Source organism: Chryseobacterium sp. FR048 (assembly GCF_056844665.1).
On the sequence record NZ_JBXDSE010000003.1, the window covers coordinates 155,271 to 181,478 of the forward strand.

Consider the following 26,208-nt stretch of genomic DNA (forward strand, 5'->3'; position numbering starts at 1 on the left):
TTAAAACACTCATATGAACATAAAATTTATTAGGTAAGAAGGCCATCATATAATGTATTTCCAGGCTTTCAAAAACGTTTACTTCAATCCCTTCGCCAAAAAATTGTCATTTCCAGTTTATTAAACTATTTTTGGAGATTAAAAATTCTGCAAAATGAATTATCATTTTCAAGCACACCGACAGGTAAGAAAAAACCTTTTAGACATCCTTCAGAACACTTCTCATGAAGATCTGCTGCTGATTCCCGATGGTTTCAATAATAACATTTACTGGAATATTGCCCATACTGTTGCCACACAGCAGCTTCTGCATTATTATCTAAGTGGAAACCCTTTCCGTATTGATAAATACTGGATCGAAACCTACAAAAAAGGAACCTTACCCAATTTGAATGTTCAGAAATCTGAAGTGGAAGACCTTGAGTTTTTACTGACAGAAACTTCGAAGATTTTAATGAAAGATTATGACAGTGATTTCTTTTCTGACTATACTCCCTACACCACAAGTTTCGGGATGGATCTGAAAAGTATCCAGGATGCCATTATCTTCAACAATATGCATGAAAGCCTTCATTATGGTTATGTAATGGCGCAGAAAAGAGCAATTTTAGGAGAAAAATACTAACAAGAAGCGGGAAGAAAGGAGGCTGGAAGCTTGATACGGAAAACTGGAACACGTTCTTACGAATCCTGGACCCCAAACCTTAAACATAATACAATAAACAACTCAATGAAAGACGATTTTATTTTCGGGCTGCGTCCCGTGATTGAAGCAATTGAAGCGGGAAAAACGATTGACAAGATCTTTGTGCAAAATGCACTTCAGGGTCCTATTTATGCTGAACTGAAAGCAATTTTAGCTAAAAATAAAATCCGTCCCAATTATGTACCCGTTGAAAAACTGAACCGTTTCACGAGAAAAAACCATCAGGGTGTGGTGGCTTTTATTTCGGATGTTCCGTTTCATAAAATAGAGGATGTTGTTCCTCAGTTATTTGAAGAAGGAAAAACACCTTTCTTATTGATTCTGGACAGGCTTACCGATGTAAGAAACTTCGGAGCTATCTGCAGAACAGCGGAATGTGTAGGTATTGATGCGGTGATCATTCCTGAAAAAGGAGCAGCTCCCATCAATTCTGATGCTATTAAAACTTCTGCAGGAGCGATCTATAATATAAAAATCTGTAAGGCCAACAATCTTGCCCATACGGTAGATTTTCTTCAGCAAAGCGGAATTTCCGTTTATGCAGCCAGTGAGAAAGCACAGAAACTGATCTATGATGTCAACTTCACAGAACCATGTGCTATTGTTATGGGAAATGAAGAAACAGGAATTTCTAAAGAAGTACTGCATCATGCTGATGAAAAAATAAAGCTTCCTATTGAAGGAAAAACTCAATCTCTTAACGTTTCTGTAGCATGCGGAGCCATAATGTATGAAGCGGTAAGACAGAAAATGACAGCCGTACCTAATCTTTAACAATTTACTTTCGAAAGATATTTCCGGGCCGTAAAAAATGAATCTCAATCATTCTTGGTACGAATTCTGCAGCATCTGACAGATCTTCTGAAAAAAAAACAGACATCGCAGAAGAAATATCCAAAAAGTAAGGAGTAGAATTTAAAATAAAAAACATTAGAAAATGAAGAACATTGCAGCGCTTGCGCTTATATCATCAATAGCTCTTGTATCTTGTAAAAAGGAAACCGCAAAAATAACCAAAGTAGATCCAAAAACCGGAAAAACAGTTACCGTAGAAGTACCTGCTGACTCTGTGGCAAAAGTTGCGGAAAACCCTGCTATCAGAGACTCTGCAGGAGTTGTTACACAGTCTTTTAAGCTCGAAAAAGGAAAAACGTATCCTCTTACAACTTATCAGAGAGATGTAAAAACAATGACTGACCCTCAGGGAAAATCTCTGACTGCAACCAGTGAATCTACAGATGAAATGAACTTCACCGTAAACGATATTAAGGGAAATGTATATGATATGACCCTTAATCTTGTGGCAAAAAGAAGTTCTCAGTCTGCTCAGGGAAAAACAATTGTTGTAGATACTAAGCTTCCTATTCCGAAAGAAGACGAACTTAAAATGATCTGGAATGTAAACAGAGCTCTTACCGGAAACAAGCTTGAAATGCAAATGGATACTAAAGGAAATGTACTTTCTATCAAAGGTTTTGATGCAGTATATACCAAAGTAGCCAATGCTGTAGGCACCCTGATCAAGGATGCTAACGAAAAAGCCAGTGTAGTAGCAAGTCTTAAAGAATCTTTCAATGAAAAAGTATTGAAAGACCAATTCCACAAAAACCTGACGATCATTCCTAAAAAAGGAGTAAAAGTGGGTGAAAAATGGACAACTTCTGAAAGTGCTGATCCTAGCGGAAGCGTAAAAGTAACTTCCAACTATGTTTTGAAGAGCTTAGGAAACGGAACGGCTGAAATTGCTGTAACCGGAGGAATTCCTAAGAAAACTGAAAAGAAAAATCAGGGACCGATCACACACAGCTTAAGCAGTGAACTGGTTCAGAACGGAAGTATTAAGTTTGATGAAAGCACAGGATGGATTACCAACCAGAATATCAACGTAAAAACAACACAGATTGAAACCATCTCAGACGGAAAACAGTCTCAGTCTATGAAAAGCGTTTCTAATTCTTCTGTAATGGTAAATCCTTCTGCAAAATAATTGAAATAAAATCGTTCAGGGTTTAGAGAGTGAACCCTGAACTTTAAATTTAAAACATCATGAAGTACATTCTTGAGTTAGTCCTCACCGCCATCATTATTTTCTTTGTATGGAATATCCTGAAAAGAATTTTCTTTAAGACTTTCTACAGCTACCGTTTCAATAACAATAACGGCAATCAGAATAACGGGCAGCAGGATATACACGACTCGAATAAGAATAACAAAAAGAACCTCAAATGGGATGCGGAAACGGTAGACTATGAAGAGGTAAAAGAGACTAATGACAAAAGGTAAAAATTCCAAGAAATAAAAGATAATAACCAGCATGGCAAAAAATAAAAACTTAATTTATATTGCAGCTTCACTCGTAATATTTATAGTTTTAGCATTTTTATATTCCACTCCTGTATTTTCAGGTAAGCAACTTTTCCAGCACGATATTGTGCAATACAGAGGAGGCGCAAAAGAACTGCTCGACTATAGAGCCAACACCGGCAATGAAACCTATTGGAGTGACTCCATGTTTGGAGGAATGCCGACTTATCAGATGGGAAGCCAGTTCAAAGGTGACATCATCAAAAATATCGACAGTAAGCTCAACTTTCTGCCAAGGCCTGTCAATTATCTCTTCCTGCTTTTTGCAGGTTTTTTCCTTTTGGGTATGGTAGCCGTCCGAAACTGGAAATATGCCTTGTTGGGTGCCACTTTCTTCGGACTTTCCACCTATTTTTATATCATTATTGCAGCGGGACACAACGGTAAAGTAAATACCATTGAGTATTTTGCACCGCTTTTAGCCGGAATTTTATTGGTTTATATCCGAAAACAATACATCTGGGGATTCATTGTAACCAGCCTTTTTATGGGGCTTCAGATTGCAGCGAACCACCCGCAGATGACCTATTATCTGTTCATTGCTTTAGGATTCCTATTCCTGTCTGAACTGATCAGAGCTATTCAGAAAAAAGTACCGATGAAGCATTTCCTGATTTCTTCGGGAATCATTGCCGCATCATGCATTATCGGGGTTGGAATGAACTCACAGAGAATCATGGCCAATTCTGAGTATGTAAAAGAAACCGTAAGAGGAAAACAAATTTTAACGAACGATACCCATACTTCAGGAAAATCCGGAATGGATAAGGAAAGTATGCTGCTATGGAGCTACGGACAGCTTGAAACTTTAAATCTGTTCATCCCAAGATTAATGGGTGGCGGAAGCCAGGAACCGGAAGGAAAAGCAATGATGAGCAGAGTTCAGGAACTTGTTCAGGAAAATGTAGGTTCCCAGGCAGAAATGGACAGAATTTCGAAAGGGTTCAGCGGAATGACTTACTGGGGTGATCAACCGGGAACTTCAGGACCTGCTTACCAGGGAGCTATTGTATGTTTCCTTGCTCTGTTAGGGTTCTTCTTTGCCTGGAAAAAATACCGCTACTGGATTCTTGGAGCATCCATCCTTACCATCCTGTTGGCCTGGGGAAGCAACTTTATGCCGTTATCTGATTTCTTTATTGATTATGTACCGTTTTACAACAAATTCAGAGCACCTTCTTCAATCCTTGTAGTGGTTGAATTATTATTCCCTTTCATCGCTATTTTAGGACTTTACAGATTTTTCACAGATGAAAAACTGACAGAAGAATACAAGCAGAAAATCCTTACCTATGTAAGTGCGGGAACTTTAGGATTATTATTGATTCTTTTAGTATTCGGAAAATCGTTATTAGGATTCTCTACAGAAAATGAAAAGACCTATTTCCCACCTTTCCTACTCGATTATCTTGTAGATGAAAGATATAAACTGTTCAGAATAGATGCTATAAAAGCATTTCTTTATGTAGCCATTGCTGCTGCTGCTTTATTCTTAAGTTTAAAAAAGAAACTGAGCCAGAATATTGCTTTGGTAGTCATTGGAGTTGTAAGTTTATTTGACCTTTGGACGGTGAACAGACGCTATCTGAATGACGAAAATTATGTAGACAAGATCTTTGCTGAAAATCCTTTCCAAACGGAAAGTTCAGACCTTCTGGCTGAAAAAGTTCAGGGAAATCCGAATCTGGAATCCATCTTATCCAATGTCAACATCAACAAAACACTGGAAACGGTTGCTGAAAAAGATAAAGCCCACTATAGAATTTATAACCAGACGTTAGGAGTAACCAGCGAAACCAATACTTCTTACTTCAAAGCTTCAATCGGAGGGTACCATGCTGTAAAATTAAGAAGATATGATGATGTGCTTAATGAGTATATCAATAATATTGACAGCGTAAAGACCCCTAATGTACTGAATTTACTGAATGCTAAGTACATGATTTTCGGAGGTCCGGATCAGCCACAGGTCGTTCCAAATCCGAAAGCAAACGGAAATGCATGGTTTGTAAGTGATTTAAAGTTTGTAGAAACCCCTAACGAAGAGATCAAATCGATTGGAGTTATCGACAATAAAAAAACAGCGGTGATTGCATCGTCTGACAAATCATATTTTGACAACAAACCTGTTCAGGCAGATTCTACCGCATTCATCAATCTTACAAAATATCAGCCTAACGAGCTTGAATTCAAATCTCAGTCGAAGACTCCTCAGCTGGCTGTATTCTCTGAAATTTATTATCCTCATGGATGGAAAGTTTTGGTTGATGAAAAAGAAGTTCCTTACATCAAAGCAGATTATTTACTTCGTGCGGTACACGTACCTGCAGGAAACCACCATATCAGAATGGTTTTTGAGCCTGAAGTGATCGAAAAAGGAAAATGGATCTCGCTTCTGTCTTTCGGATTGTTTATCGCATTGGCAGCCTTCGGAATTTTCTGGATGAATAAGAACAGGAAAAAAGAAATAGAACCTGCAAACTGATACCCTATTTAATCATGAAAAAAGCGCTCCTACTCTTTTTAGCTTTCAGTTTGTTTAGCTGTCAAAAAAAGAAAGAAAAATATTCTTCTCCACCTCTTCCCATGGAAGCAGCGGTTTTGAATAATAAAATCACATCCAAGTATGTTAATATTCCTAACACGAAAATATACATAGAACCTTTTGATAATAATTATAAACTGAGTAATGGGGCCATGGTGGCAAGCGGTAATGATTACTCGTTAACAGTAATGGAAACGGCTAACAGCCAAAATACCGTCAATGATTTTACAAAGGAAGGACTTGAGGCTAAAGGAGTGAAGGTTTTTGATGAAAAGAATATTACAGTCAACGGAATCAATTCTAAAATTATATTTCTACAAGGCCAGCCTCAAATAAAAGGAGGAATTCTTTTCATTGATGATAAATCTGAAAAAGTAATGATTACGGCGATGTATGATGCCAATAATCTATCATTGGAAAATAAAATAAAAAATTTGCTATATGGTATTGTTTACAAGAAAGATCTAAAAGTTGACTATTTAAAGAATGCAACATTTATATTAGATACAAAAGAAACAAAATTTAAATTCAACACATACAATGCTAATTCATATATCTTCACTGAGGAAGGTAAAAATGCCAAAATCAGTGATCCAACAATACTAGTGCTTCAAACGCCTAAGATTGAAGATACTGATTTAAAAAACTATTTAAGTGAAGCCAAAAAGTCTTTTGGCAATTATGGAATGGAAAACATTGAAGAAAAAAATATCCTTGAAACAAAGAACTCTTTGCAATTTGAGTTGCATGGAAAATTGAAAGAAAATTCTTCTGTAATTCTTTACAAAATTCTAAAAGATCCTAAAAAAGATTTTATTTTGATGTTTATGGCCTCTTCAAAACAAAATACAGAACAAGACTTGGTTCAGTTTAAAAAAATTGCTAATACATTTTCATTCAAATAAATTGGAACAGAAGAAAATACTTATTATCACCTATTACTGGCCTCCTGCGGGAGGTCCTGGTGTTCAAAGATGGCTGAAGTTTGCCAAATATCTGCCTGAATTTGGATGGAAACCGATCATCTATACTCCGGAAAACCCAAGCTATCCGCTACTGGATGAAACCCTGATGAAAGATGTTCCTGAAGATATTGAAATCATCAGAACAAAGATCTGGGAACCTTATCAGCTGGCAGAAAAGCTTAATAAGAGCAATAAAAAATTTAAAGCCGGACAATTCGATGTGGGCAATAATCAAAGCTGGAAATCTAAGCTGTCCATCTGGGTAAGAGGAAACTTTTTCATTCCTGATGCAAGGGTATTTTGGGTAAAACCTTCGATTCAGTTTTTGGAAAAATACCTGAAAGAAAATAATATAAGCACTATTGTCACTTCCGGTCCACCCCACTCCCTGCATCTGATCGGCTTAGGGCTGAAGGATAAACTTCCGGGACTGAAATGGATTGCGGACTTCCGTGATCCGTGGACGGAAATTTCTTACTATAAACATTTAAAGCTTACGAAGGGTTCTGACAAAAAACACCGCCAGCTTGAAAGTGCCGTCTTCAAAAATGCAGATATTACACTCGCTACAAGCTATGCGGATGCTGAGAATTTCAGGAAAGCAGGAGCTAATGCGGTTTGCATTACCAATGGATTTGATGAAAGTGATTCTGGTGAAAAGGCAAAAGGGCAAATAAGTGAAAAAGCAAATGAACAGCAGGGGAAAAGCCATTTTACTTTAAGCTATATCGGAGTTTTGGAGCAGCTCAGAAATCCTGAAAACCTTTGGAAAGTTCTGGACGAACTGGTGAAAGAAAACAGTGAATTTGCAAAGCACTTCAGTTTAAAGTTTGTAGGAAGAATTGATGATAAAATTTTAAATTCTATTGAAAGTACAAGCCTTAAAAGCCATATTCTGAATCTTGGCTATCTTTCTCATGGCAAAGCGGTTGAGGAAATGCAAAATTCGGATATGCTTCTCATCACCAACTTTCCGAATGAATCATCAAGAGGTATCATTCCCGGAAAAATCTTTGAATACCTGGCTTCAGGAAAACTGATCCTTTCATTCGGGCCAGACAAAGCCGATGTAGCCAAAATCCTGGAAGAAACCAATGCTGGAAAACATTTTGGGTACACGGATGCTGAAACCTTAAAGAAGTTTATCCTTGAAAAATTTGAACAATGGAAAAACGGAACCCTAACTGAAAATACACAGGGTATTGAGAGGTTCTCAAGAAAAAACCTTACTCAGCAACTGACTGAGATCCTATAAAAAAGCGGGAAGCTGGAATTTTTCATGAGTTCCATCTTCCCGATTTTTATTTTTACTTTTAAATCGTCCACTGGTCATTCACCACTGCCACGAGATAATATTGATCCTGATATTCTTCAAATACGAACCGAACCGTCTTCCAATCCATTCCACCATACTTTTCCGTTCCTTTCACATAATTTTCGGTAAAATCAGCTTTAGGATATATTTCTTTCAGATTGTTCATGGAGTTTCCACCGCCAGTAAATGTATTCAGGGTATACTTTGAAGTAGTAAAATCTCTGGAAAACACCCATTTGCCCAGATAATCATTGATGGTAGCTTTATACGGATCTCCCGACCCGTCTTCTGCCCCCCAGGTAAACAGTGTTTTGGTAGGCTGATATTTTTCAAAATCAGCTTTTGAGAAATGCTTGTCTTCTTTTAAATCTACAAAGGCGTACATTGAAAAGCGGATTCCTTTTTCAGGATGAATCCATGAGGCAAATGTTTTATAGTCTTTATTTTTTAAGGACTGTAAAATTTCATCATTGGTATGCCTCAGGGCACTCTCTTTAATTGTGTTGTTTTTCACCATATTTGCTGTATTGTCTGATTTCGCCTGTGCCATAGAATCGATTACATTGGGAACAGGTTTATTGGCCTCTTTTTTACAGGCCAAAATCAATCCCAGCACAAACATTGAAATAATTAGCTTTTTCATATTCTAAAATTTCGTCATCTGTAAAAAACACCAAAAGTGATGCCAAGTGATCGCGGAATTTCTGAAATCTAAAAAGTTCGACAGAGCTCGTAGAACTATTTCAGTATAGAACCTCATTAGGCGTTGAATATTATCTATTTTTTTTATCTAAAATCCCAATGATTCTTTTCTTATATCTGCTCTCCTATCTCTTCTCAGTTTTCAAATTACATTGTACCTTTGTTCTATGGAAATTTTGGATATTCTCATCATCGGAGCCGGACCTATTGGTTTAAACTGTGCCCTTGAAGCCCAGAAAAACAACCTGAAATATTTGATCATAGAAAAGGGAACAATCGTCAATTCTCTGTATCACTATCCTTTATATATGAGGTTCTTTTCAACGGCAGAAAAACTGGAAATTGACGGGATTCCGTTTATTACCACTGCTCCAAAACCTGGAAGACAGGATGCTCTGGAATATTATCAGGGGATTGCCCGCCAAAAAGAACTGAATATCCATCTGTATGAAAAGGTTCTGAACGTTTCTAAAAAAGAGGACATCTTTGAAATTGAGACTTCAAAAGCTCAGTATCAGGCAAAAAATGTAGTGATTGCCACCGGGTTTTATGATATTCCCAACCTTATGAATATCCCGGGAGAACATCTTCCTAAAGTAAAACATTATTATACGGAACCCTATCCTTATACCAGACAGAAAATAGTCGTTGTAGGATCCAGCAATTCCGCAGTGGATGCAGCACTCGAAACCTATAGAAAAGGAGCTGAAGTTACCATGATCATCCGTCATTCTGAAGTTTCGAAAAGTGTGAAATACTGGGTAAAGCCGGACATTGAGAACCGCATCGCAGAAGGCAGTATAACCGCTCATTTCAATTCTGAAATCATTGAAATGAAAGAAAGATCCGTTGTTTTTAAAACTGAAGACAACCAGATCCATGAGATCGAAAATGATTTTGTACTGGCCATGACAGGCTATCTTCCTGATTTTGATTTTCTGAAAAACTCAGGAATTCAGCTGAATGGAGATTGCCTGAACCCCTTTTATAATCCTGAAACAATGGAAACCAATATTCCGAATCTTTATCTTGCCGGTGTGGTATGTGGTGGAAAAGATACCCATCTGTGGTTCATTGAAAACTCAAGAATACATGCCGATATGATCATTAAAGATATTCTTTCCAAATATTCTCAAGGTATTTTTTAAGCCATTTATAGACAGAGCTATACCAAAAGAACCTCCATTGCTTTAGAAATACAGGACTTTTTAAAATTTCTGAATATTTTTTTTGCTGATGTAGCAAATACTTTTAATTTTGGTATAATAAATAACTGATCATAGAATATTAACTAAAAACGACCAGCCATGGCAGAAAGAAATTCAAGAGGAATTTTAAAATTCAACAACGGTGAAGGCCAAAAATTATTAAAACTTAATTATAGTGTATCAAGATCTATAGATGTATCCGGACGTGTAGCATCTGACCCTTCTAATGCCCTGATCAAAATCACAGTAGAAGCTACTGATAAATCAGACATCCTGGAAAGCTTACTGAACGGGAAATACAAACCGACTGTAGGTGAAATCACTTTTAATAAATCGCATGAAGAAGGTACTTTAACAACGATCAAATGGACCAACGGATATGTGATCCAGCATGAAGTTGATTTCGATGCCATAGACAGCAACAGTATGCTGATCAGTTTCGTTGTAAGTGCTGAGGAAATTGATATGGGGAATTCTTCCTATCATGGAGGATGGCCTTCTTAATCTTAAGCAATTGAAACATCAATATAAAACCCAGCTGAAATTCAGCTGGGTTATTTTATAGTTCAGATTATAAAAATCATCTGTCTAAACGAATTCTTTTTCAGGCTTCTTTCTATCTTTCAGCATCCACGGAACGATAAAATAAAACCCGATGGCAATCACTGTCGCCAGAACTCCTGTTCCGATCCACAGAATATTAAATCCTAATTGATCAGCAATCATCGTTCCCAGATAGGGAGTAACGATAAACGCCAGGGATATTGACATTCCGTTCAGTCCCATATAAGCTCCTTTATTATTTTTCCCTGAACGAAGTGCTGTAATGGTAGACATAAAAGGCAATACCCATATTTCTCCTATACACAGCAGCGTCATAGAAATCATCAGTGTAACCATTCCATAGTCAAAGGCCAGCATTGCATACGAAATACCACACAAAAAGGTTCCGAACAACATGGTAAAAGCCAGTGTGAAATATTTTTCTGCCAATTGCACAAATCCCATTTCAAGCAAGACAATCAGGATCCCGCTATACCCCAGGATATATCCGATATTTTGCTGACTGAGATGCGCCGTATCCTTATAAAAGATCGTAAGGGTACTGAACAGCTGAAAGAAACACATGGCGAACAGCATACAAAAAACACTGTAAATCAAGAATTTGCTATCCCGGTAAGGCGAGTTTTCTTTTTTAATAATAATGGTTTCTTTTACTTTATCCGCTTCCTTTCTTGCCCGTTTTGCCCGACCTCTGAAAAACCAGATATACATCAGCCCGGCAAGCCCCGCTGCCAAAGCATTGCTGAAAAACAGGAATTCATAGGAAATCGCCGATAAGATCCCACCCAACGCAGGACCAATGGAAAACCCTAAATTGACCGCCATACGGTTGAGTGAAAAAGCCCGGGTAATATTTTCAGGTTTAGCATATTTTGTAATAGCCACTGAATTCGCAGGACGAAACGTCTCACTGACAATACTCTGTGCCAGAATAATCCCTGCCAATCCTGCTTCTGTAGTAAAAAGCGGAATCATACAGAATAAAGGGACACTCAACAGCAAACTCAGACTCTGTACCCTATACTCCCCTATTTTATCGGTGATCATCCCTCCCAGCCATGAACCGATAACCGAGCCAATTCCGAAGAAGCTCAGTACAATCCCTGAATTTTCAATGCTAAAATGGAGATGATTCGTCATATAAACTCCCAAAAACGGAAGTACCATAGAACCTGCCCTGTTGATGAACATTACCAACGCCAGCATCCAACTCTCCTGCGAGAGTCCTTTGAAAGAACTCGTGTATAAGTTAATAAGTTTCACAATAATATTTTGGGGGAATTTGAAAGTGCAAAGGTAGATAAAATTAACCCCAAACCCCTTATTTAAAGCATTTTTTTATAAATAGCTTTCATAAAAAGAGACTATCAGCTGTATCCGTAAAAAGTGAAAATTTTCGACAGGTATCGTTTAAAAACTTTTATAAAATTCGTAAATTGCAGTAATAACAGCACTTTCGTCCTAAAATTGCTGATATACACAATAAAAAAATCAATCAATACACAGGAATGGTGACCTACGAAAGTTTACACGACACTTTATCTTTTTACAGTATCGACTGCCGCCAATCTTATTATATTTCTTCCGGCAAACCCATTTTTGAATTTCCAAAAACACCTTTCAGAATGGATTATTATGCCCTTTGCATCTGTACTGCTGGAGAAATCCATATTGAGATAGACCGTCAGAAATACAGAGTGAGCACTGACAGCTTTCTTGTTGCCGCTCCCTCCACCATTGTAAAATTCCTCAGAACGAGTGAAGACTTTATGATGAAACTGCTGTTCTTCGACAAAAATTTTCTGATCAAAAATATTTCCAATCCTTTCATCATAGAGAAGATGAATCTTTTTTCTAAGGGTTCTTACAGCATTGTAAAAACGACAGCAAAAAATTCAGCACTGCTTCAGAACCTTCTGGAATACCTTAAAAAGAAATCCAGAAAGCAGGGTAAATTTACGGAAGAGATCATCCGTACCATTATCTTTAATCTGCTGCTTGAAACTGCTGAAATTGTAGAAAAAGAGAATGATTCCCAGCCGGAAAAGGAAGAAGGAAAAAAGGACCTCTACCTGAAATTCAGTAAACTGATCCGGGAAAATATCAGAGAACAGCGAGCCGTTCAGTTTTATGCCGATCAGCTTTGTGTTTCTAATAAATACCTCATAGAAATCATTAAAAAGGCAAGCGGAAAAACGCCTCATGAGGTGATTGATGAAACTTTATTGAAGGAAGCTTATGTCATGCTGGGAGATCCCAACAAAACCATTTCCGAAATTGCTTTTGAGCTTCAGTTCAACTCGGCCTCTGCCTTTGGACGTTTCTTTAAAAAGCACACCTCCTTATCCCCTTCTGAGTACAGAACACAGGAAAATATACAGTCGTGAGAATTTGGGGATAGTAATTCTGACATTGGGGATATATATTGCTTTCTGAATAGAGGTACCTTTATACTGTTCATTAAAAACAACATAAAATGAGTACGATCAATTCAAAATTCGACAAAGTTTTAAATGCCTCTGACCAATTTGGAAAAGTAAATCACGAACCTGATTCAAGTAAAGAAGTTCAGATTAACACTCCTGAAAAAACAATGCCTTTTTCAGACCAGATCGGAAATTACCAACGTAATAAGGGAATCCCTTTACAGTCTTACGAAAACACTAAAATCTATATTGTAGGAAGCGGCATTGCAGGGATGTCAGCAGCCTACTACTTCATCCGAGACGGGCATGTTCCCGGCAAAAATATCATTTTCCTTGATCAGCTTTCCATTGAAGGAGGCTCTCTGGATGGTGCCGGAAATGCAAAAGACGGCTATATCATCCGTGGCGGAAGGGAAATGGATATGACCTATGAGAATTTATGGGACATGTTCCAGGATATTCCCGCACTGGAATTGCCTGCTCCTTACAGTGTTCTGGACGAATACCGCCTGATCAATGATAATGACCCGAATTATTCTAAAGCAAGATTGATTCATAACCAGGGACAGATCAAAGATTTTAGTAAATTCGGATTGGAGAAAAAAGACCAGCTTGCCATTGTCAAACTTTTATTAAAGAAAAAAGAAGAGCTTGATGACCTGACGATCGAAGATTATTTTGCGGAATCATTTCTGAACAGTAACTTCTGGTTCTTCTGGCGCTCTATGTTTGCCTTCGAAAACTGGCACAGCCTGCTGGAACTGAAACTTTATATGCACAGATTCCTGCATGCCATAGACGGAATGAAAGACTTCTCATGCCTGGTATTCCCGAAATACAACCAATACGACACCTATGTAACACCATTGAAAAACTTCCTGGTAGAAAAAGGGGTACAGATCAAGTTTGACACTCTGGTAAAAGATCTTGACATCCATATTAATACGGAAGGAAAAACGGTGGAAGGAATCATCACGGAACAAAACGGAGAGGAAGTAAGAATCCCGATTGGAAAAGATGATTATGTGATTGTGACCACCGGATCTATGACGGAAAGTACTTTCTATGGAGATAACAATACTGTTCCTGAAGTTACTATAGACAACAGCAGCGCCGGACAAAGTGCCGGATGGAAACTCTGGAAAAATCTTGCTGCAAAATCTGAAGTATTCGGAAAACCTGAAAAATTCTGTAGTCATATTGAAAAATCTTCATGGGAATCTGCTACATTAACCTGTCGTCCTTCTGCATTTACCGAGAAACTGAAAGAGCTATGTGTCAATGATCCTTATTCAGGTAGAACCGCTACCGGTGGTATCATTACCATTACAGACTCTAACTGGGTGATGAGTTTTACCTGCAACAGACAGCCGCATTTCCCAACTCAGCCGGATGATATTCTTGTTGTATGGGTATATGCTCTACTGATGGATAAAGAAGGTAATTACATCAAAAAAACAATGCCTCAATGTACCGGAAACGAAATTCTTGCAGAGCTCTGCCACCATCTTGGTTTAACAGATCAGCTGGATAATGTTGTAGAAAACACAATAGTACGTACAGCATTTATGCCTTATATTACGTCTATGTTTATGCCAAGAGCTCAGGGAGACCGTCCGAGAGTGGTTCCTGAAGGTTGTACCAACTTAGGGTTAGTAGGACAGTTTGTAGAAACCAATAACGATGTTGTATTTACTATGGAAAGCTCTGTAAGAACAGCCAGAATAGCAGTGTACAATCTCCTTAACCTCAACAAACAGGTTCCGGATATTAATCCGCTGCAATATGACATTAGACACTTATTGAAAGCGACACAAGCTTTGAATGACTACAAACCATTCTTAGGAGAAGGAATTTTAAGAAAAATCCTGAAAAATACCTACTTCGAACATATATTGGTTGACCGTCCTGAAGAAAAAGAAGAACATGAATCTTTCTTTATGGAACAGGTTGGCAAATTCCAGGACTGGATCAAAGGAGTGAAGGGCTAAAATAATAGTCTCTAAGACCAAATTATCAGAAAGCAGAGCCTATATATTTTTACACAAATATAATCTGTCGTGAGGCATCTACGCTCTGCTTTTACATTTTCAATCTAAAAAATCAATCTCATGGATTTTAAAAATATCACAATAGCAGGGAGCGGTGTATTAGGATTTCAGATCGCTTTTCAGACAGCTTATCACGGATTTAAAGTGACCGTTTATGACATCAATGATGAAGTATTGGAAAAAGCTAAAAATAAGTTCAAAGCTTTAAGTGAAGCGTACCAAAAAGATTTACACTCGACTCCGGAACAATTGGAAGCCACCTTTAAAAACCTCAACTATAATTCTGATCTTGCAGAAGCAGTAAAAGATGCAGACCTTCTGATAGAGGCAGTTCCTGAAAATCCTGATATTAAGATCGACTTTTATCATAAGCTTGCTAAGGTTGCGCCTGAAAAAACGGTGTTTGCCACCAACTCTTCTACTCTTCTTCCCAGCCAGTTTGCCGAAGCAACGGGGAGACCCGCAAAATTTGTAGCGCTCCATTTTGCCAACGAAATCTGGAAGCATAATACGGGAGAGGTAATGCGCCATCCGGAAACTTCACAGGAAGTCTTCGACGCTGTAATCAAATTTGCCAAAGCGATTGGTATGGTAGCATTGCCGATTTACAAAGAACAACCGGGATATATTGTGAATTCACTGCTTGTTCCGCTGCTTGGAGCGGCTGTTAATCTTTGGGTAGACGGAGTTGCAGATGTTGAAACCATTGATAAGACATGGATGGTAGCTACTGGTGCTCCTACAGGCCCATTTGGAATTTTGGATGTTGTAGGCATTAACACAGCTTATAATATCAACAAAATGGAAGCAGAAGAAACACAAGATCCTTTAAAGATAAAAGCTGTTGAAAAATTAAAAGAAGATTATATTGATAAAGGGAAATTAGGTGTTCTGTCTGGTGAAGGGTTTTATAAATATCCTAATCCGGCTTATCAGGACAAGGATTTTTTGAAATAATAAAAAAACTTCAAGATTTTAAACTATTAAATAAACAAAAAACAGGACTTCAATGAAGTCCTGTTTTTATATTTAAAGTATCCTGAAAATTATTCAGGCTTATAAGAATCTTTTAAAGTTACCGTACGGTTGAATACCAATGTCGAATCCGTAGAATCCTGATCTTTGGTAAAGTATCCGATTCTCTGGAACTGAAGTGGCTCTCCCACGGCTACCTCTTTCAGATTAGGTTCAGCAAAACCTTGAACGGTAGTCACAGATTCAGGGTTGATGAAGTTTAGGAAGTCTACATCCTTTTCTGCATCCGGCTGTTCTACCGTAAACAATTGGTTGTAAATTCTTACTTCAACAGGAATTGCATGTTTGGCAGATACCCAGTGAAGTGTTCCTTTTACTTTTCTTAAACTCTCTTCTGTTCCGCTTCCGGATTTACTCTTATCATCATAAGTAGCATAGATGGTCGTGATCTCACCGTTTTCATCCTTTTCTACTCTTTCAGCTTTGATGATGTATGCTGATTTCAAACGAACCTCGCCGCCTAGTTTCAGTCTGAAGAATTTATTGTTAGCTTCTTCTTTGAAATCTTCACGTTCAATGTACAGTTCTCTTGAGAAAGGAATTTCTCTTGTTCCTGCATTTTCCTGCTCAGGATTGTTTTCGGTTTCTAACCACTCTTCCTTATCTTCCGGATAGTTCTCGATCACCAATTTTACAGGATCTACAACTGCCATCACACGTTTAGCGACTTTATTCAGGTCTTCACGTACGCAGAAATCAAGCAACTGAATTTCGATCAGGTTTTCTCTTTTCGCTACCCCTACTTTATCAATAAAGTTTCTGATAGCGGTTGGCGTAAATCCTTTTCTTCTCATTCCGGAGATCGTAGGCATTCTTGGATCATCCCATCCTGTCACTACTCCTTCAGCTACTAATCTTTGTAACTTTCTTTTAGAAGTAATCATGTAAGAAACGTTCATCCTCGCAAACTCTCTTTGCTTGTTTTTCACCTTTCCTTCTTCATAAACCTGATCTAAATACCAGTTATACAATGGTCTGTGGTTTTCAAATTCCAAAGAACAAAGCGAGTGTGAAATTTGCTCAATATAGTCAGATTCACCATGAGCCCAGTCGTACATTGGATAGATTTTCCAGGCTGTACCTGTTCTGTGGTGAGGCTTATTCAAAATTCTGTACATCACAGGGTCACGCATATTCATATTTGGCGAAACCATATCGATTTTTGCACGAAGAGACATTGAACCACTTTCAAATTCTCCGTTTTTCATCCTTTCGAATAAATCTAAAGATTCTTCAACAGGACGGTTTCTGTATGGAGATTCAATACCCGGTTCTGCAGGATTTTTTCTCTGCTCGGTAATCACCTCAGAAGGCTGCTCATCTACATACGCTTTTCCTTCTTTGATCAATTGTACTGCCCAATCGTAAAGCTGCTGGAAGTAATCGGATGCATACAAAACTTTATCCCATTTGAAACCTAGCCATTCAACGTCTTTCATAATAGAATCTACGAATTCCTGTTCTTCTTTTTCAGGGTTCGTATCGTCGAAACGAAGGTTTACGGGAGCATTGTATTTTTCACCCAGACCAAAGTTGATGCAGATGGCTTTTGTGTGCCCTACATGCAGGTAACCATTCGGCTCAGGTGGAAAACGGAAACGGATCTGATCTCTTTTCAGACCGTTTGCCAGATCATCTTCAATAATTTGCTCAATAAAATTGAGTGATTTTTTTTCTTCTTCCATTAAATTAGCTTTTGTTTATAGCAAAAAAAGTGGTACAAAGTTACGGAAAAATAAGCGTTTTTGAAAATGATAATTTTAAAGCCTTACGCATTGTAATTCAGTATTTTTCATTAATTTAGGAAAAGCTAAAACCATCCTACCCAATTATTGCTCATGGCTGTTTATATCTTAAGCAATCGGAAAATCGTCCGTCATAAAGGTGAAAGAGTAGATTCATTTTCCAATGATGAATATTCAATTCCTAATTTCAGAATTGCTAAATGTAATTTTGACAATTACCAAGAACCTACTGCTCAGGCCAAAAAGAAAAAAGATTACGTCAACAGAAACATTCTGGACTATAAATTATTCTCTGAACCTGAAAAACAGGGATATGAGGAAGTTCTGGATGTTCTTCTCAGTGAAAAGGGAATCAAAAAATCTCCGCTTACCGCCAATAATCTCGGGGGAACTCAAAGAATGTTTTATGAATTGTACAAAAATATGTCTTCCACTAAAGACAGAAGTGATGTACTGATCTTCATCCATGGATACGCTTATACTTTTGATGATGAACTGAAAGCGATTCTTGATCTTAAAAAAATATTCATCGACAATCCGGCATCACCTGTTGAGCATATTTTATTTGTAAGCTGGCCGGCTTCCAGCAGCATTGTTCCGCTTACTTATTTTGACGATAAAGCCTCCAGCATCAATGCCGGGACGTCATTGCTGAGACTGTTTTATTTTTACACTCAGTTTCTGAAAGACATTTTTTCGAACCGGGATCTTGTCCCGTGTAACCAGAGAATTCACATCATGGCCCATTCTATGGGAAACAGGGTGCTTCAAAGTATGCTTTACAGTCTTAAAAGGGAAAATATTCTCAGGGTAATCGATCAGGTCATTTTGCTCAACGCTGATGTTTCCTATAAAGTATTTGAAGACTCTGAAGATTCTTTTAATAAGCTTCCACTGCTCGCCAACAGGATCTCTATTTATCTGAACAGACAAGATGTAATTCTTGGCATCTCGCAGTTTACCAAGAATATTCTCACCCCAAGGCTGGGCAAAAACGGACCGAGTGATATTGATCACTATAAGGACATTGTCTCTATCATCGACTGTACTTTTGTAAAAGATGACCTGCAGAGCAGTTTTAAATTTGAAGTAGGAAATCATTGGGGCTATCTTTCCAGTTCGCAGGTACAGAATGATATTTTTCAAAACCTGTATGGAGTAGATAGAAATCTTATTAGCAATAGATCAAAAAATAGCGAAAATATTTTCACAATTATCTCTTAATGATTAATTAAAAAAACTCACAAAATTAAGTCTATGTTAAACTTACAACAAGTCAGGAGAATGGCATAAAGATTGCCAATTCAAACTATAGAGAATTACAATTTTTTTATCATGAGAAAGATTAAAAAAAAGTTTTCTTATATCTTAATGTATATAAAGAAAGCCATCTTTGTAAAAGATGTAATTTAGAATGTAAACTGAGTATCAATTTATAAAAGCGATCGATTATCCGAGCCAACAATTACTTTACCTTTTAACTATTCCCGAACCCATCTTGAATTCCTCCAGTATTTGCAGGGATTTTTCTTCATGGTTGCTCATGATCAATGATAACAGATCGTTGATTTATTCCAGCTGTCAACTTTAAAATATTGATATAAAGATTCTATTATTCTGTTAAAAATCAACAAAATAAATCACCAAGTGTTGTATAATTCAAAATGATTTTAGACATTTACTTACCAATCCAATTAAAATATCGATCATGAAAAATTTAAGAAAATTAGACAAAAGAGAATTAAAGACCATCAATGGAGGAAGGCCTCCTCTTGGATGCAACAGCTGGAATCCTACAACAGCCTGCTGTAGAGCTTGGGCCGAAGGTTACTGTGGTCCTACATGCCCGGATTCGCCACCTCCATACTGCTAGTTAATCTTTTCAATTCTATTTTGAACCAGATTCTCATTTATGAGATTCAAAATTTGACGAACCAACTAAAATATTTTACTATGAAAAATCTAAAAAAACTAGAAAGAAGAGAACTAAAGACAATTAAAGGAGGAATTATTCCTCTGGGATGTCTGCGTTGGGATGGAAGAAACAGATGTTGCCGAGAATGGGAACCGGACTTCTGTCACAATGCTACCTGTCCGGATGCACCCCCTCCATTTTGTGCTAATTAATTATTTTCAATGATATTTTGGACCCCAGCTACTCATTTCTGAGATCAGCACTGAGTTCAAAATCATTTATAAAAAAAACTCCAATGTCTCAACCTTATGACATTGGAGTTTTTTGGTATCCTAAAATCAAATTTTATATTTTGAACCACAACAGCTCATTTCTGAGATCTAAACTGGATTCAAAGTTATTTGTAAATAATGCTCCGGTGCCTAAACCTTGTGGCATTGGATTCTTTTTTGTGAAGGTATACTGAGCGATAGCATTCAGCCCTATATTGCTCTCCAGTGCGGAAGTAATCCACCAGCCGATATTCTGTTCTTCTGCAAGCGAGATCCATTCATCGGATCCAGCAAATCCGCCCACTAAAGCAGGTTTCAAGATAATATACTGAGGTTTTATTGTTTCTAAAAGCTTTTTCTTCTCCTCAGGGTCTGTAATTCCTATCAATTCTTCATCCAAAGCAATAGGAGTAGGTGTCTGGGCACACAATTCTGCCATATCATTCCAATGGCCTGCTTTAATAGGCTGTTCAATGGAATGAATATGTAAGTCTGCCAGCTGTTGTAAAACCGTTACTGCTTCTTCTTTACTGAATCCTCCGTTAGCATCCACACGAAGCTCCAGCTGTTCTTTTGAGAATTTTTCTCTCAGTTTCTGAAGAACCACATGCTCAGATTTCCAATCGACCCCTATTTTAAGTTTGATACAATGGAATCCTTTCTCCAGCTTATCCTGAATCTGCTCTTCCATGTAGCCTACATCTCCCATCCAGATCAGTCCGTTGATAGTGATGGCAGATTTTCCTTCGGTAAATTCACCCGGGAAATATAAATTTCCACCATATTTCAGGTTCAGAACAGCCTGTTCGTAACCAAACCAGATGGATGGAAAGTCTTTTAATTCTTCCTTCAAAAAAGCTTCATCCTTGTTGATATTCTCACAAAGCCAGTTCAGTTTTTCTTCGTAATCCGGTCTGTCGTCAAAACTCAATCCTCTGAATAGGGCACACTCACCTACCCCTTTCTTTCCATTCTCCGTAATTTCCAGAATAAAGGTCTCCTTATCAAGCAAAACGCCGCGAGATGTTCCACTCGGGCGTTTGAATTCTAATAAATATTTTAAGTATGTTGCTTTCATTTATTTTACGCTGTCGATACGCATAAATTCTTCTGCTTTCTCTACCATTTCAACACTTCCACAGAAGAACGGGATTCTCTGGTGAAGCTCTGTAGGTTCTACTTCCAGAATTCTTCTAAATCCGTCTGTCGCCTTTCCACCTGCCTGTTCTGCAAGGAATGCCATTGGATTACATTCGTATAAAAGTCTTAGTTTACCATTAGGAGCCTGAGAATAGGAAGGATAAATATAAATACCTCCTTTCAGCATATTCCTATGAAAATCTGCCACCAAAGAACCGATATATCTTGATGTATAAGGACGGTCTCCTTCTTCCATCTGGCAATATTTAAGGTAATTTTTTACTCCCTGAGGGAACTTGATGTAGTTTCCTTCGTTGATGGAATAAATTTTACCTGTTCTCGGGAACGTCATGTTCGGGTGAGAAAGATAGTAAGTTCCTAAAGAAGGATCCAGTGTAAATCCGTTTACTCCATTTCCTGTGGTATACACAATCATTGTAGAAGACCCGTAAATAACATATCCTGCAGCGATCTGATTAACTCCTTTCTGTAAGAAATCTTCCAGTTGTACGGGTGTTCCAGGTTCTGTAACTCTTCTGTAAATAGAAAAAATAGTTCCTACAGAAACATTTACATCAATGTTTGAAGATCCGTCCAAAGGATCGATCAATACTACATATTTACTTAAATGCCCGTTTTCCCCACATTTTATATCGATAAAATCGTCATTTTCTTCAGAAGCAATACCACAAACAACCTCTCTCTGAGACAAAGCTGTAATAAAAATCTCATTAGCAATTACATCAAGTTTCTGCTGCTCTTCCCCCTGAATATTCTGGTTTCCGGCAGCTCCTGTTATATCTACAATTCCTGCTTTATTTACTTCTCTGTTTACCACTTTCGAAGCCAATCTTATTGCGCTCAGAAGACGAGAGAATTCACCGGTGGAATACTGAAAATCGTCCTGTTTATCAATAAGAAATTCTCCTAAAGTCTGTAATGGTTGATTTGACATATTTTTCTTTTTACGTTTTGCCCAAATTTCGGAAAATTTATTGCATTAAGAAAATTTAATTACAAAAGAGACTATCAATTGAATATCAACACAATACAAACACAAAGAAACATAATACTAAATGTACATTCACAATTGTACCTCCCAATTCGTTATCCCGAACCATTGAAAAATTCAGATTATTTATTTTCATTTAAAGCATAGAAAAGGGTCAGATTAAAAACTGGAATAAACCTGTGACATTATACTTATTTTGAGCCTGGTTTTTAGTTTTTGGCTAAAGCCAATTGAATTTTTATTTTTTATTAATGGGCTAAAGCACATTTCTATTGAATTTCAAATAATCATCCCTCAGGATTTCCGTTTTCCCATTCACATCATCAATACGAAATAAAAGTATGGAACAAATAAGATTTTTAAATCCTCTTAACCTTCTCTCTTCCTGCATTCAATTGATATAAAATCTCACGTTTACGACAATTTTAATAAAATCTTAATTGCATCGTATTGCCTGCCTATTTCATATCTCGCTGTAAATTTATAATTTTGACGTCCGTAAAAAACTCATGTAATTTTTATCTAACAATTTTATTTTTAACAATTTAATGAAAATTTTCAAGTTTGGTGGAGCGTCTGTAAAAGACGCCGAGAGTGTGAAGAATGTGTCTATGGTTCTAGAAAGCCAGGGATTTGCCAAATGTTTGCTGGTGATTTCAGCAATGGGCAAGACGACAAATGAGTTGGAAAAAGTTGTAGAACTTTATTTCAAAAAGGATAACTATCAAACTGAGATTGAAAAGATAAAACGAAAACACATTGAGATTGCGGAGGGTCTGTTTCCTGAAAATCATGCGGTTTTTGCTGAAATCAATCTCTTTTTCGATGATATTGATTCTTTTTTAAGAAGAAATAAGTCTCCCAACTACAATTTTGTCTATGATCAGGTGGTAAGCTGCGGGGAAATGATTTCTACTAAAATCGTAAGTGAATACCTGAACGAGATTCAGTTTACCAACCAGTGGCTGGATGCAAGAGATTATGTAAAAACCGACAATTCTTACAGAGAAGGAACTGTAGACTGGGGAAGAACTGAAGAGTTCATTTCAAATCTTAATCCTGAGATCTGCTATGTGACCCAAGGTTTCATCGGTTCTGACGAGAATAATTTTACGGTAACTCTGGGAAGAGAAGGATCTGACTACTCTGCTGCTATTTTTGCCTACTGCCTGAATGCAGAGGCGATGACGATCTGGAAGGATGTGCCGGGAGTAATGACCGGAGATCCAAGAAAGTTCAGTAATGTGAGCCTTCTTTCGAATATCTCTTATGAAGAGGCGATTGAAATGGCCTATTACGGAGCCAGTGTTATTCACCCGAAAACACTGCAACCTTTACAGCAAAAAAACATTCCTTTTTATGTAAAATCTTTTGTGGATCCTACTAAAGAAGGGACAAAAGTAGGTGCTTCCGACAAAAACCAACAGGAAGAATCTTATATTTTAAAAGAAAATCAGGCATTGTTGAAGATCTCTACAAGAGACTTCTCTTTCATTGCAGAAGATCATATGAGCTTAATTTTTGGATACCTTTCCAAATATAAGATCAAAGTTTCCCTGATGCAGAATTCTGCAATCTCCCTGGCACTGTGCCTTGAGGACAAGTTTAATCATCTTGAAGAACTCAACGAAGAGCTTCAAAAAATTTTTAAAACCGAAGCAATTAAAAATGTATCTTTATTCACAGTAAGAAATGCGAAGATGGATCACATTGATCAATTTTACCATGAAAAAAATGTATTGTTGGAACAAATTTCCAAGAATACACTTCAAATGGTAACACAATAATATTAATTGCGACTAAACACACATGAGTTTAATTTCGAAAAACGATCTGATCAAAGCTTCCGGCTTAAGTAAAATTGGGTTCCTCAAGAACCCGGTAGCATCTGCTGTGATGAGCATTGCTAAAATAAATGAAGTAAATAAATTATACGACAAATTAAAAGATAAGGAAGGCAAAGACTTTTTCGACTCATTTGTAAGAGAAAGAAACCTAAGCTATGTAGCTTTTGAAGAGGATCTCGCAAAGATTCCCAAAACGGGACCGTTTGTTCTGGTTTCCAACCACCCGCTGGGTGCTATTGACGGAATTCTGATGTGCAAGATCTTATCGGAGGTTCGTCCGGATTTTAAGGTAATGGGAAATTTCCTTCTGGAAAAGATCAAGCCTATGGAGCCGTATGTAATCGCTGTAAATCCTTTTGAAAACAGAAAAGAAGCTTACAGCAGCTCTTCGGGAATGCGCGAAACACTGAAGCATTTGCAAAACGGAGGCTGTGTAGGTATTTTTCCTGCAGGAGAAGTTTCTAATAAGAACAATCCTTACGGAGAAATTTTAGATAAAGAATGGGAAAAAACGGCACTTAAGCTGATCAGAATGGCTAAAGTGCCGGTAGTTCCTATGTATTTCCATGCCAAAAACAGCAGACTTTTTTATCAGGTAGCTAAACTTCATCCAAGTTTACAAACTCTTATGCTGCCTGCAGAAATGATGAATGATAGAGAAAAACCTATCAGAATCAGAATTGGAAAACCAATTTCTGTAAAAGCAATGGATGAAATGGAAACGATTGAGGAACTGGGAGAGTTTCTGAAACGTAAGGTTTATATGATGAAATCTTATTATGAAAAAAGAAAATCTCTTGCCCAAAGCATCAATCTTCAGAATCTGTCTGTAAAATTCCCTTTGCTGAAGGAGGAAAATATCGTTCAGAACATCATTGATGAAACTCCTATAGAGGACATTATGAAAGATGTCGACAAACTCAGAGGAACTGATAAAATGCTGTTCAGTAACGGAAACTACGAGATCTACTTTACTACCTATGAAGAGATTCCTTCGATCATGAGGGAAATCGGGCGCCAGAGAGAGCTTACTTTCCGCGCGGTAGGTGAAGGAAGTAATCTTCCGTTTGACCTGGATGAATATGATAAACATTACCATCACCTGTTCCTATGGGACAATGGTGAGAAGAAACTGGCCGGCGCCTATAGAATGGCACTGGGTAGAGAAGTAATGAAGAAATATGGCATCAAAGGCTTCTATACGAGCTCTTTATTTGAGTTTGAGCAGGACATCCACCCTTTCTTCAAGAAAGTGATCGAAATGGGCCGTGCCTACATCTGCCAGGAGTATCAGCAGAAACCACTTCCACTCTTCCTTTTATGGAGAGGAATTGTACATGTATGCCTGAGAAATCCTGACCATAAATTCCTGATGGGAGGAGTAAGTATCTCCAATAAGTTCTCAGAATTTTCAAAATCTCTGATGATCGAGTTTATGCGTTCGAATTATTTCGATTCTGCAGTGGCTCAATATATCACTCCGAGAAATGAGTATAAAGTAAAGCTTCGTGACAGGGATAAGAGCCTTTTCTTTGAGGAAATGGAGTCTGACCTTAATAAACTAGACAAGATTATTGACGATCTTGAACCAGAACTGAGATTGCCTGTTCTGATCAAAAAATACATCAAACAAAATGCTAAAGTAATTGCGTTCAATGTTGACCCGAACTTCAATGATGCCATCGATGGATTGATGTATATCCGAATCAGTGATCTTCCGGAAAGTACGATCAAACCGGTACTTGAAGAGATGAGCGAGCAGATCAGAAAAGAGCAGGAAAATAATCCGACTGATAATCAGTAAGTTTTTAGCTTTATTCAAAAAAAGTACGATGAATACTTGCTTTGTATACCAAAACTTACTACTTTTGCATCACTTTAAAACAACGAAGTAAGTCAAACAAAAATATAATGGTTTCTTAGCTCAGTTGGTAGAGCAATGGATTGAAAATCCATGTGTCCCTGGTTCGATTCCTGGAGAAACCACTTTAAAACCTCTGATTAGTCAGAGGTTTTTTTGTTTTTATTCGCCACGAATCCATTAGTTATTTAAAATGGAATATGTTGGGGCAAGCGCAAAAGTTGTGTGGGGCAACATAAAAATGCATTAATCTAAATTTTAAATTATTTTTTTATTTATACTTTTGTCTTAAAACAAAAGTATACAAAAATTCAAGACTGGAATCATTCGCTAAAAATTGATATTGACTCCTAAAATTTCCAAACTCGCATGGAATCAAATTCTTCTTCTTCGACTCAAAATCCCAGCCATGCTCAGACAGTGGAAATTTTTTAACGGATTCAATCTCATTTTTTTTAACGCTCCTGATTCCTAGGTCAATTAAACATTACCCATTCAAGTCCACTCGTTTTTTATCGTCGTTTTTCTTTGTATC

At 37.5% G+C, this 26,208-nt stretch carries 22 protein-coding genes and 1 tRNA gene; 18 read left to right on the top strand and 5 right to left on the bottom strand.

Going from position 1 to position 26,208, the window contains the following annotated elements:
• The first annotated feature begins 154 nt into the window (after positions 1 to 154).
• The 7 genes from AC106K_RS10025 (at position 155) to AC106K_RS10055 (ending at position 7,835) form a co-directional block, all read left to right on the top strand.
• Complete coding sequence (locus AC106K_RS10025; protein WP_047095244.1) at positions 155 to 625, top strand: DinB family protein; 471 nt, start codon at positions 155 to 157, stop codon at positions 623 to 625.
• Between the two features lie 105 nt (positions 626 to 730).
• Positions 731 to 1,480: a 23S rRNA (guanosine(2251)-2'-O)-methyltransferase RlmB gene (gene rlmB, locus AC106K_RS10030; RefSeq protein WP_482444995.1), complete on the top strand. Its 750-nt coding sequence runs from the start codon at positions 731 to 733 to the stop codon at positions 1,478 to 1,480.
• Positions 1,481 to 1,643: 163 nt separating this feature from the next.
• On the top strand, positions 1,644 to 2,693 hold the full coding sequence (locus tag AC106K_RS10035) for a DUF6263 family protein (RefSeq protein WP_047095242.1): 1,050 nt from the start codon (positions 1,644 to 1,646) through the stop codon (positions 2,691 to 2,693).
• A gap of 59 nt (positions 2,694 to 2,752) precedes the next feature.
• A complete protein-coding gene (locus tag AC106K_RS10040) occupies positions 2,753 to 2,989 on the top strand; it encodes a hypothetical protein (RefSeq protein WP_047095241.1) in 237 nt (78 codons plus the stop codon).
• A gap of 31 nt (positions 2,990 to 3,020) precedes the next feature.
• Positions 3,021 to 5,555 (top strand): YfhO family protein, encoded by a 2,535-nt coding sequence (locus AC106K_RS10045; RefSeq protein WP_482444998.1) that lies wholly within the window; start codon positions 3,021 to 3,023, stop codon positions 5,553 to 5,555.
• A 14-nt stretch (positions 5,556 to 5,569) separates the two neighbouring features.
• Positions 5,570 to 6,520, top strand: coding sequence for a hypothetical protein (locus tag AC106K_RS10050; RefSeq protein WP_482445000.1), 951 nt, complete (start codon positions 5,570 to 5,572; stop codon positions 6,518 to 6,520).
• 1 nt (position 6,521) lies between these two features.
• Positions 6,522 to 7,835 (top strand): glycosyltransferase family protein, encoded by a 1,314-nt coding sequence (locus AC106K_RS10055; RefSeq protein ID WP_482445001.1) that lies wholly within the window; start codon positions 6,522 to 6,524, stop codon positions 7,833 to 7,835.
• Between the two features lie 58 nt (positions 7,836 to 7,893).
• Here the strand turns inward: AC106K_RS10055 and AC106K_RS10060 are convergent, their stop codons facing one another.
• The gene (locus tag AC106K_RS10060) at positions 7,894 to 8,538 is read right to left on the bottom strand and encodes a hypothetical protein (protein ID WP_482445003.1); all 645 of its coding nucleotides are present in this window, start codon (positions 8,536 to 8,538) and stop codon (positions 7,894 to 7,896) included.
• A gap of 226 nt (positions 8,539 to 8,764) precedes the next feature.
• On the opposite strand from AC106K_RS10060, the gene AC106K_RS10065 reads away from it, so the two are divergent.
• Both AC106K_RS10065 and tssD read left to right on the top strand, forming a co-directional pair.
• Positions 8,765 to 9,745, top strand: a complete 981-nt coding sequence (locus AC106K_RS10065) for a YpdA family putative bacillithiol disulfide reductase (RefSeq protein WP_482445005.1) — start codon at positions 8,765 to 8,767, stop codon at positions 9,743 to 9,745.
• Between the two features lie 159 nt (positions 9,746 to 9,904).
• Positions 9,905 to 10,309, top strand: a complete 405-nt coding sequence (gene tssD / locus AC106K_RS10070) for a type VI secretion system tube protein TssD (protein ID WP_185289161.1) — start codon at positions 9,905 to 9,907, stop codon at positions 10,307 to 10,309.
• An 84-nt stretch (positions 10,310 to 10,393) separates the two neighbouring features.
• On the opposite strand, the gene AC106K_RS10075 is transcribed toward tssD, so the two are convergent.
• Positions 10,394 to 11,575 carry an MFS transporter gene (locus tag AC106K_RS10075; protein WP_482445722.1) on the bottom strand — a complete coding sequence of 394 codons (1,182 nt, stop codon included), beginning with the start codon at positions 11,573 to 11,575 and terminating at the stop codon, positions 10,394 to 10,396.
• 302 nt (positions 11,576 to 11,877) lie between these two features.
• On the opposite strand from AC106K_RS10075, the gene AC106K_RS10080 reads away from it, so the two are divergent.
• The 3 genes from AC106K_RS10080 to AC106K_RS10090 all read left to right on the top strand — a co-directional run bounded on the left by AC106K_RS10080 (position 11,878) and on the right by AC106K_RS10090 (position 15,803).
• A complete protein-coding gene (locus AC106K_RS10080; protein ID WP_482445007.1) occupies positions 11,878 to 12,756 on the top strand; it encodes a helix-turn-helix domain-containing protein in 879 nt (292 codons plus the stop codon).
• Positions 12,757 to 12,845: 89 nt separating this feature from the next.
• Complete coding sequence (locus AC106K_RS10085) at positions 12,846 to 14,786, top strand: oleate hydratase (protein ID WP_482445009.1); 1,941 nt, start codon at positions 12,846 to 12,848, stop codon at positions 14,784 to 14,786.
• Positions 14,787 to 14,906: 120 nt separating this feature from the next.
• Positions 14,907 to 15,803, top strand: a complete 897-nt coding sequence (locus AC106K_RS10090) for a 3-hydroxyacyl-CoA dehydrogenase (RefSeq protein WP_185289164.1) — start codon at positions 14,907 to 14,909, stop codon at positions 15,801 to 15,803.
• A gap of 89 nt (positions 15,804 to 15,892) precedes the next feature.
• Here the strand turns inward: AC106K_RS10090 and AC106K_RS10095 are convergent, their stop codons facing one another.
• Entirely contained in the window at positions 15,893 to 17,566 is a 1,674-nt protein-coding gene (locus tag AC106K_RS10095) for a glutamine--tRNA ligase/YqeY domain fusion protein (protein WP_482445011.1), read from the bottom strand.
• 153 nt (positions 17,567 to 17,719) lie between these two features.
• Here AC106K_RS10095 and AC106K_RS10100 point away from each other — a divergent pair, with 153 nt between their 5' ends.
• The 3 genes from AC106K_RS10100 to AC106K_RS10110 all read left to right on the top strand — a co-directional run bounded on the left by AC106K_RS10100 (position 17,720) and on the right by AC106K_RS10110 (position 19,753).
• Positions 17,720 to 18,850, top strand: a complete 1,131-nt coding sequence (locus AC106K_RS10100) for an alpha/beta hydrolase (protein ID WP_482445013.1) — start codon at positions 17,720 to 17,722, stop codon at positions 18,848 to 18,850.
• Positions 18,851 to 19,334: 484 nt separating this feature from the next.
• On the top strand, positions 19,335 to 19,499 hold the full coding sequence (locus AC106K_RS10105; protein ID WP_482445014.1) for a bacteriocin-like protein: 165 nt from the start codon (positions 19,335 to 19,337) through the stop codon (positions 19,497 to 19,499).
• An 80-nt stretch (positions 19,500 to 19,579) separates the two neighbouring features.
• Positions 19,580 to 19,753 carry a bacteriocin-like protein gene (locus tag AC106K_RS10110; RefSeq protein WP_482445016.1) on the top strand — a complete coding sequence of 58 codons (174 nt, stop codon included), beginning with the start codon at positions 19,580 to 19,582 and terminating at the stop codon, positions 19,751 to 19,753.
• 133 nt (positions 19,754 to 19,886) lie between these two features.
• Here the strand turns inward: AC106K_RS10110 and menC are convergent, their stop codons facing one another.
• Together menC and fbp are read right to left on the bottom strand one after the other, a co-directional pair.
• On the bottom strand, positions 19,887 to 20,891 hold the full coding sequence (gene menC / locus AC106K_RS10115; protein ID WP_482445018.1) for an o-succinylbenzoate synthase: 1,005 nt from the start codon (positions 20,889 to 20,891) through the stop codon (positions 19,887 to 19,889).
• Complete coding sequence (gene fbp, locus AC106K_RS10120; RefSeq protein ID WP_047095229.1) at positions 20,892 to 21,908, bottom strand: class 1 fructose-bisphosphatase; 1,017 nt, start codon at positions 21,906 to 21,908, stop codon at positions 20,892 to 20,894.
• A 605-nt stretch (positions 21,909 to 22,513) separates the two neighbouring features.
• Between fbp and AC106K_RS10125 the strand changes: the two genes are divergently transcribed.
• The 3 genes from AC106K_RS10125 (at position 22,514) to AC106K_RS10135 (ending at position 25,798) form a co-directional block, all read left to right on the top strand.
• Positions 22,514 to 23,752, top strand: coding sequence for an aspartate kinase (locus tag AC106K_RS10125; protein WP_482445020.1), 1,239 nt, complete (start codon positions 22,514 to 22,516; stop codon positions 23,750 to 23,752).
• 22 nt (positions 23,753 to 23,774) lie between these two features.
• Positions 23,775 to 25,616, top strand: a complete 1,842-nt coding sequence (locus AC106K_RS10130; protein ID WP_482445022.1) for a lysophospholipid acyltransferase family protein — start codon at positions 23,775 to 23,777, stop codon at positions 25,614 to 25,616.
• Between the two features lie 109 nt (positions 25,617 to 25,725).
• Positions 25,726 to 25,798, top strand: a tRNA-Phe gene (locus tag AC106K_RS10135).
• The last annotated feature ends 410 nt before the right edge of the window (positions 25,799 to 26,208 follow it).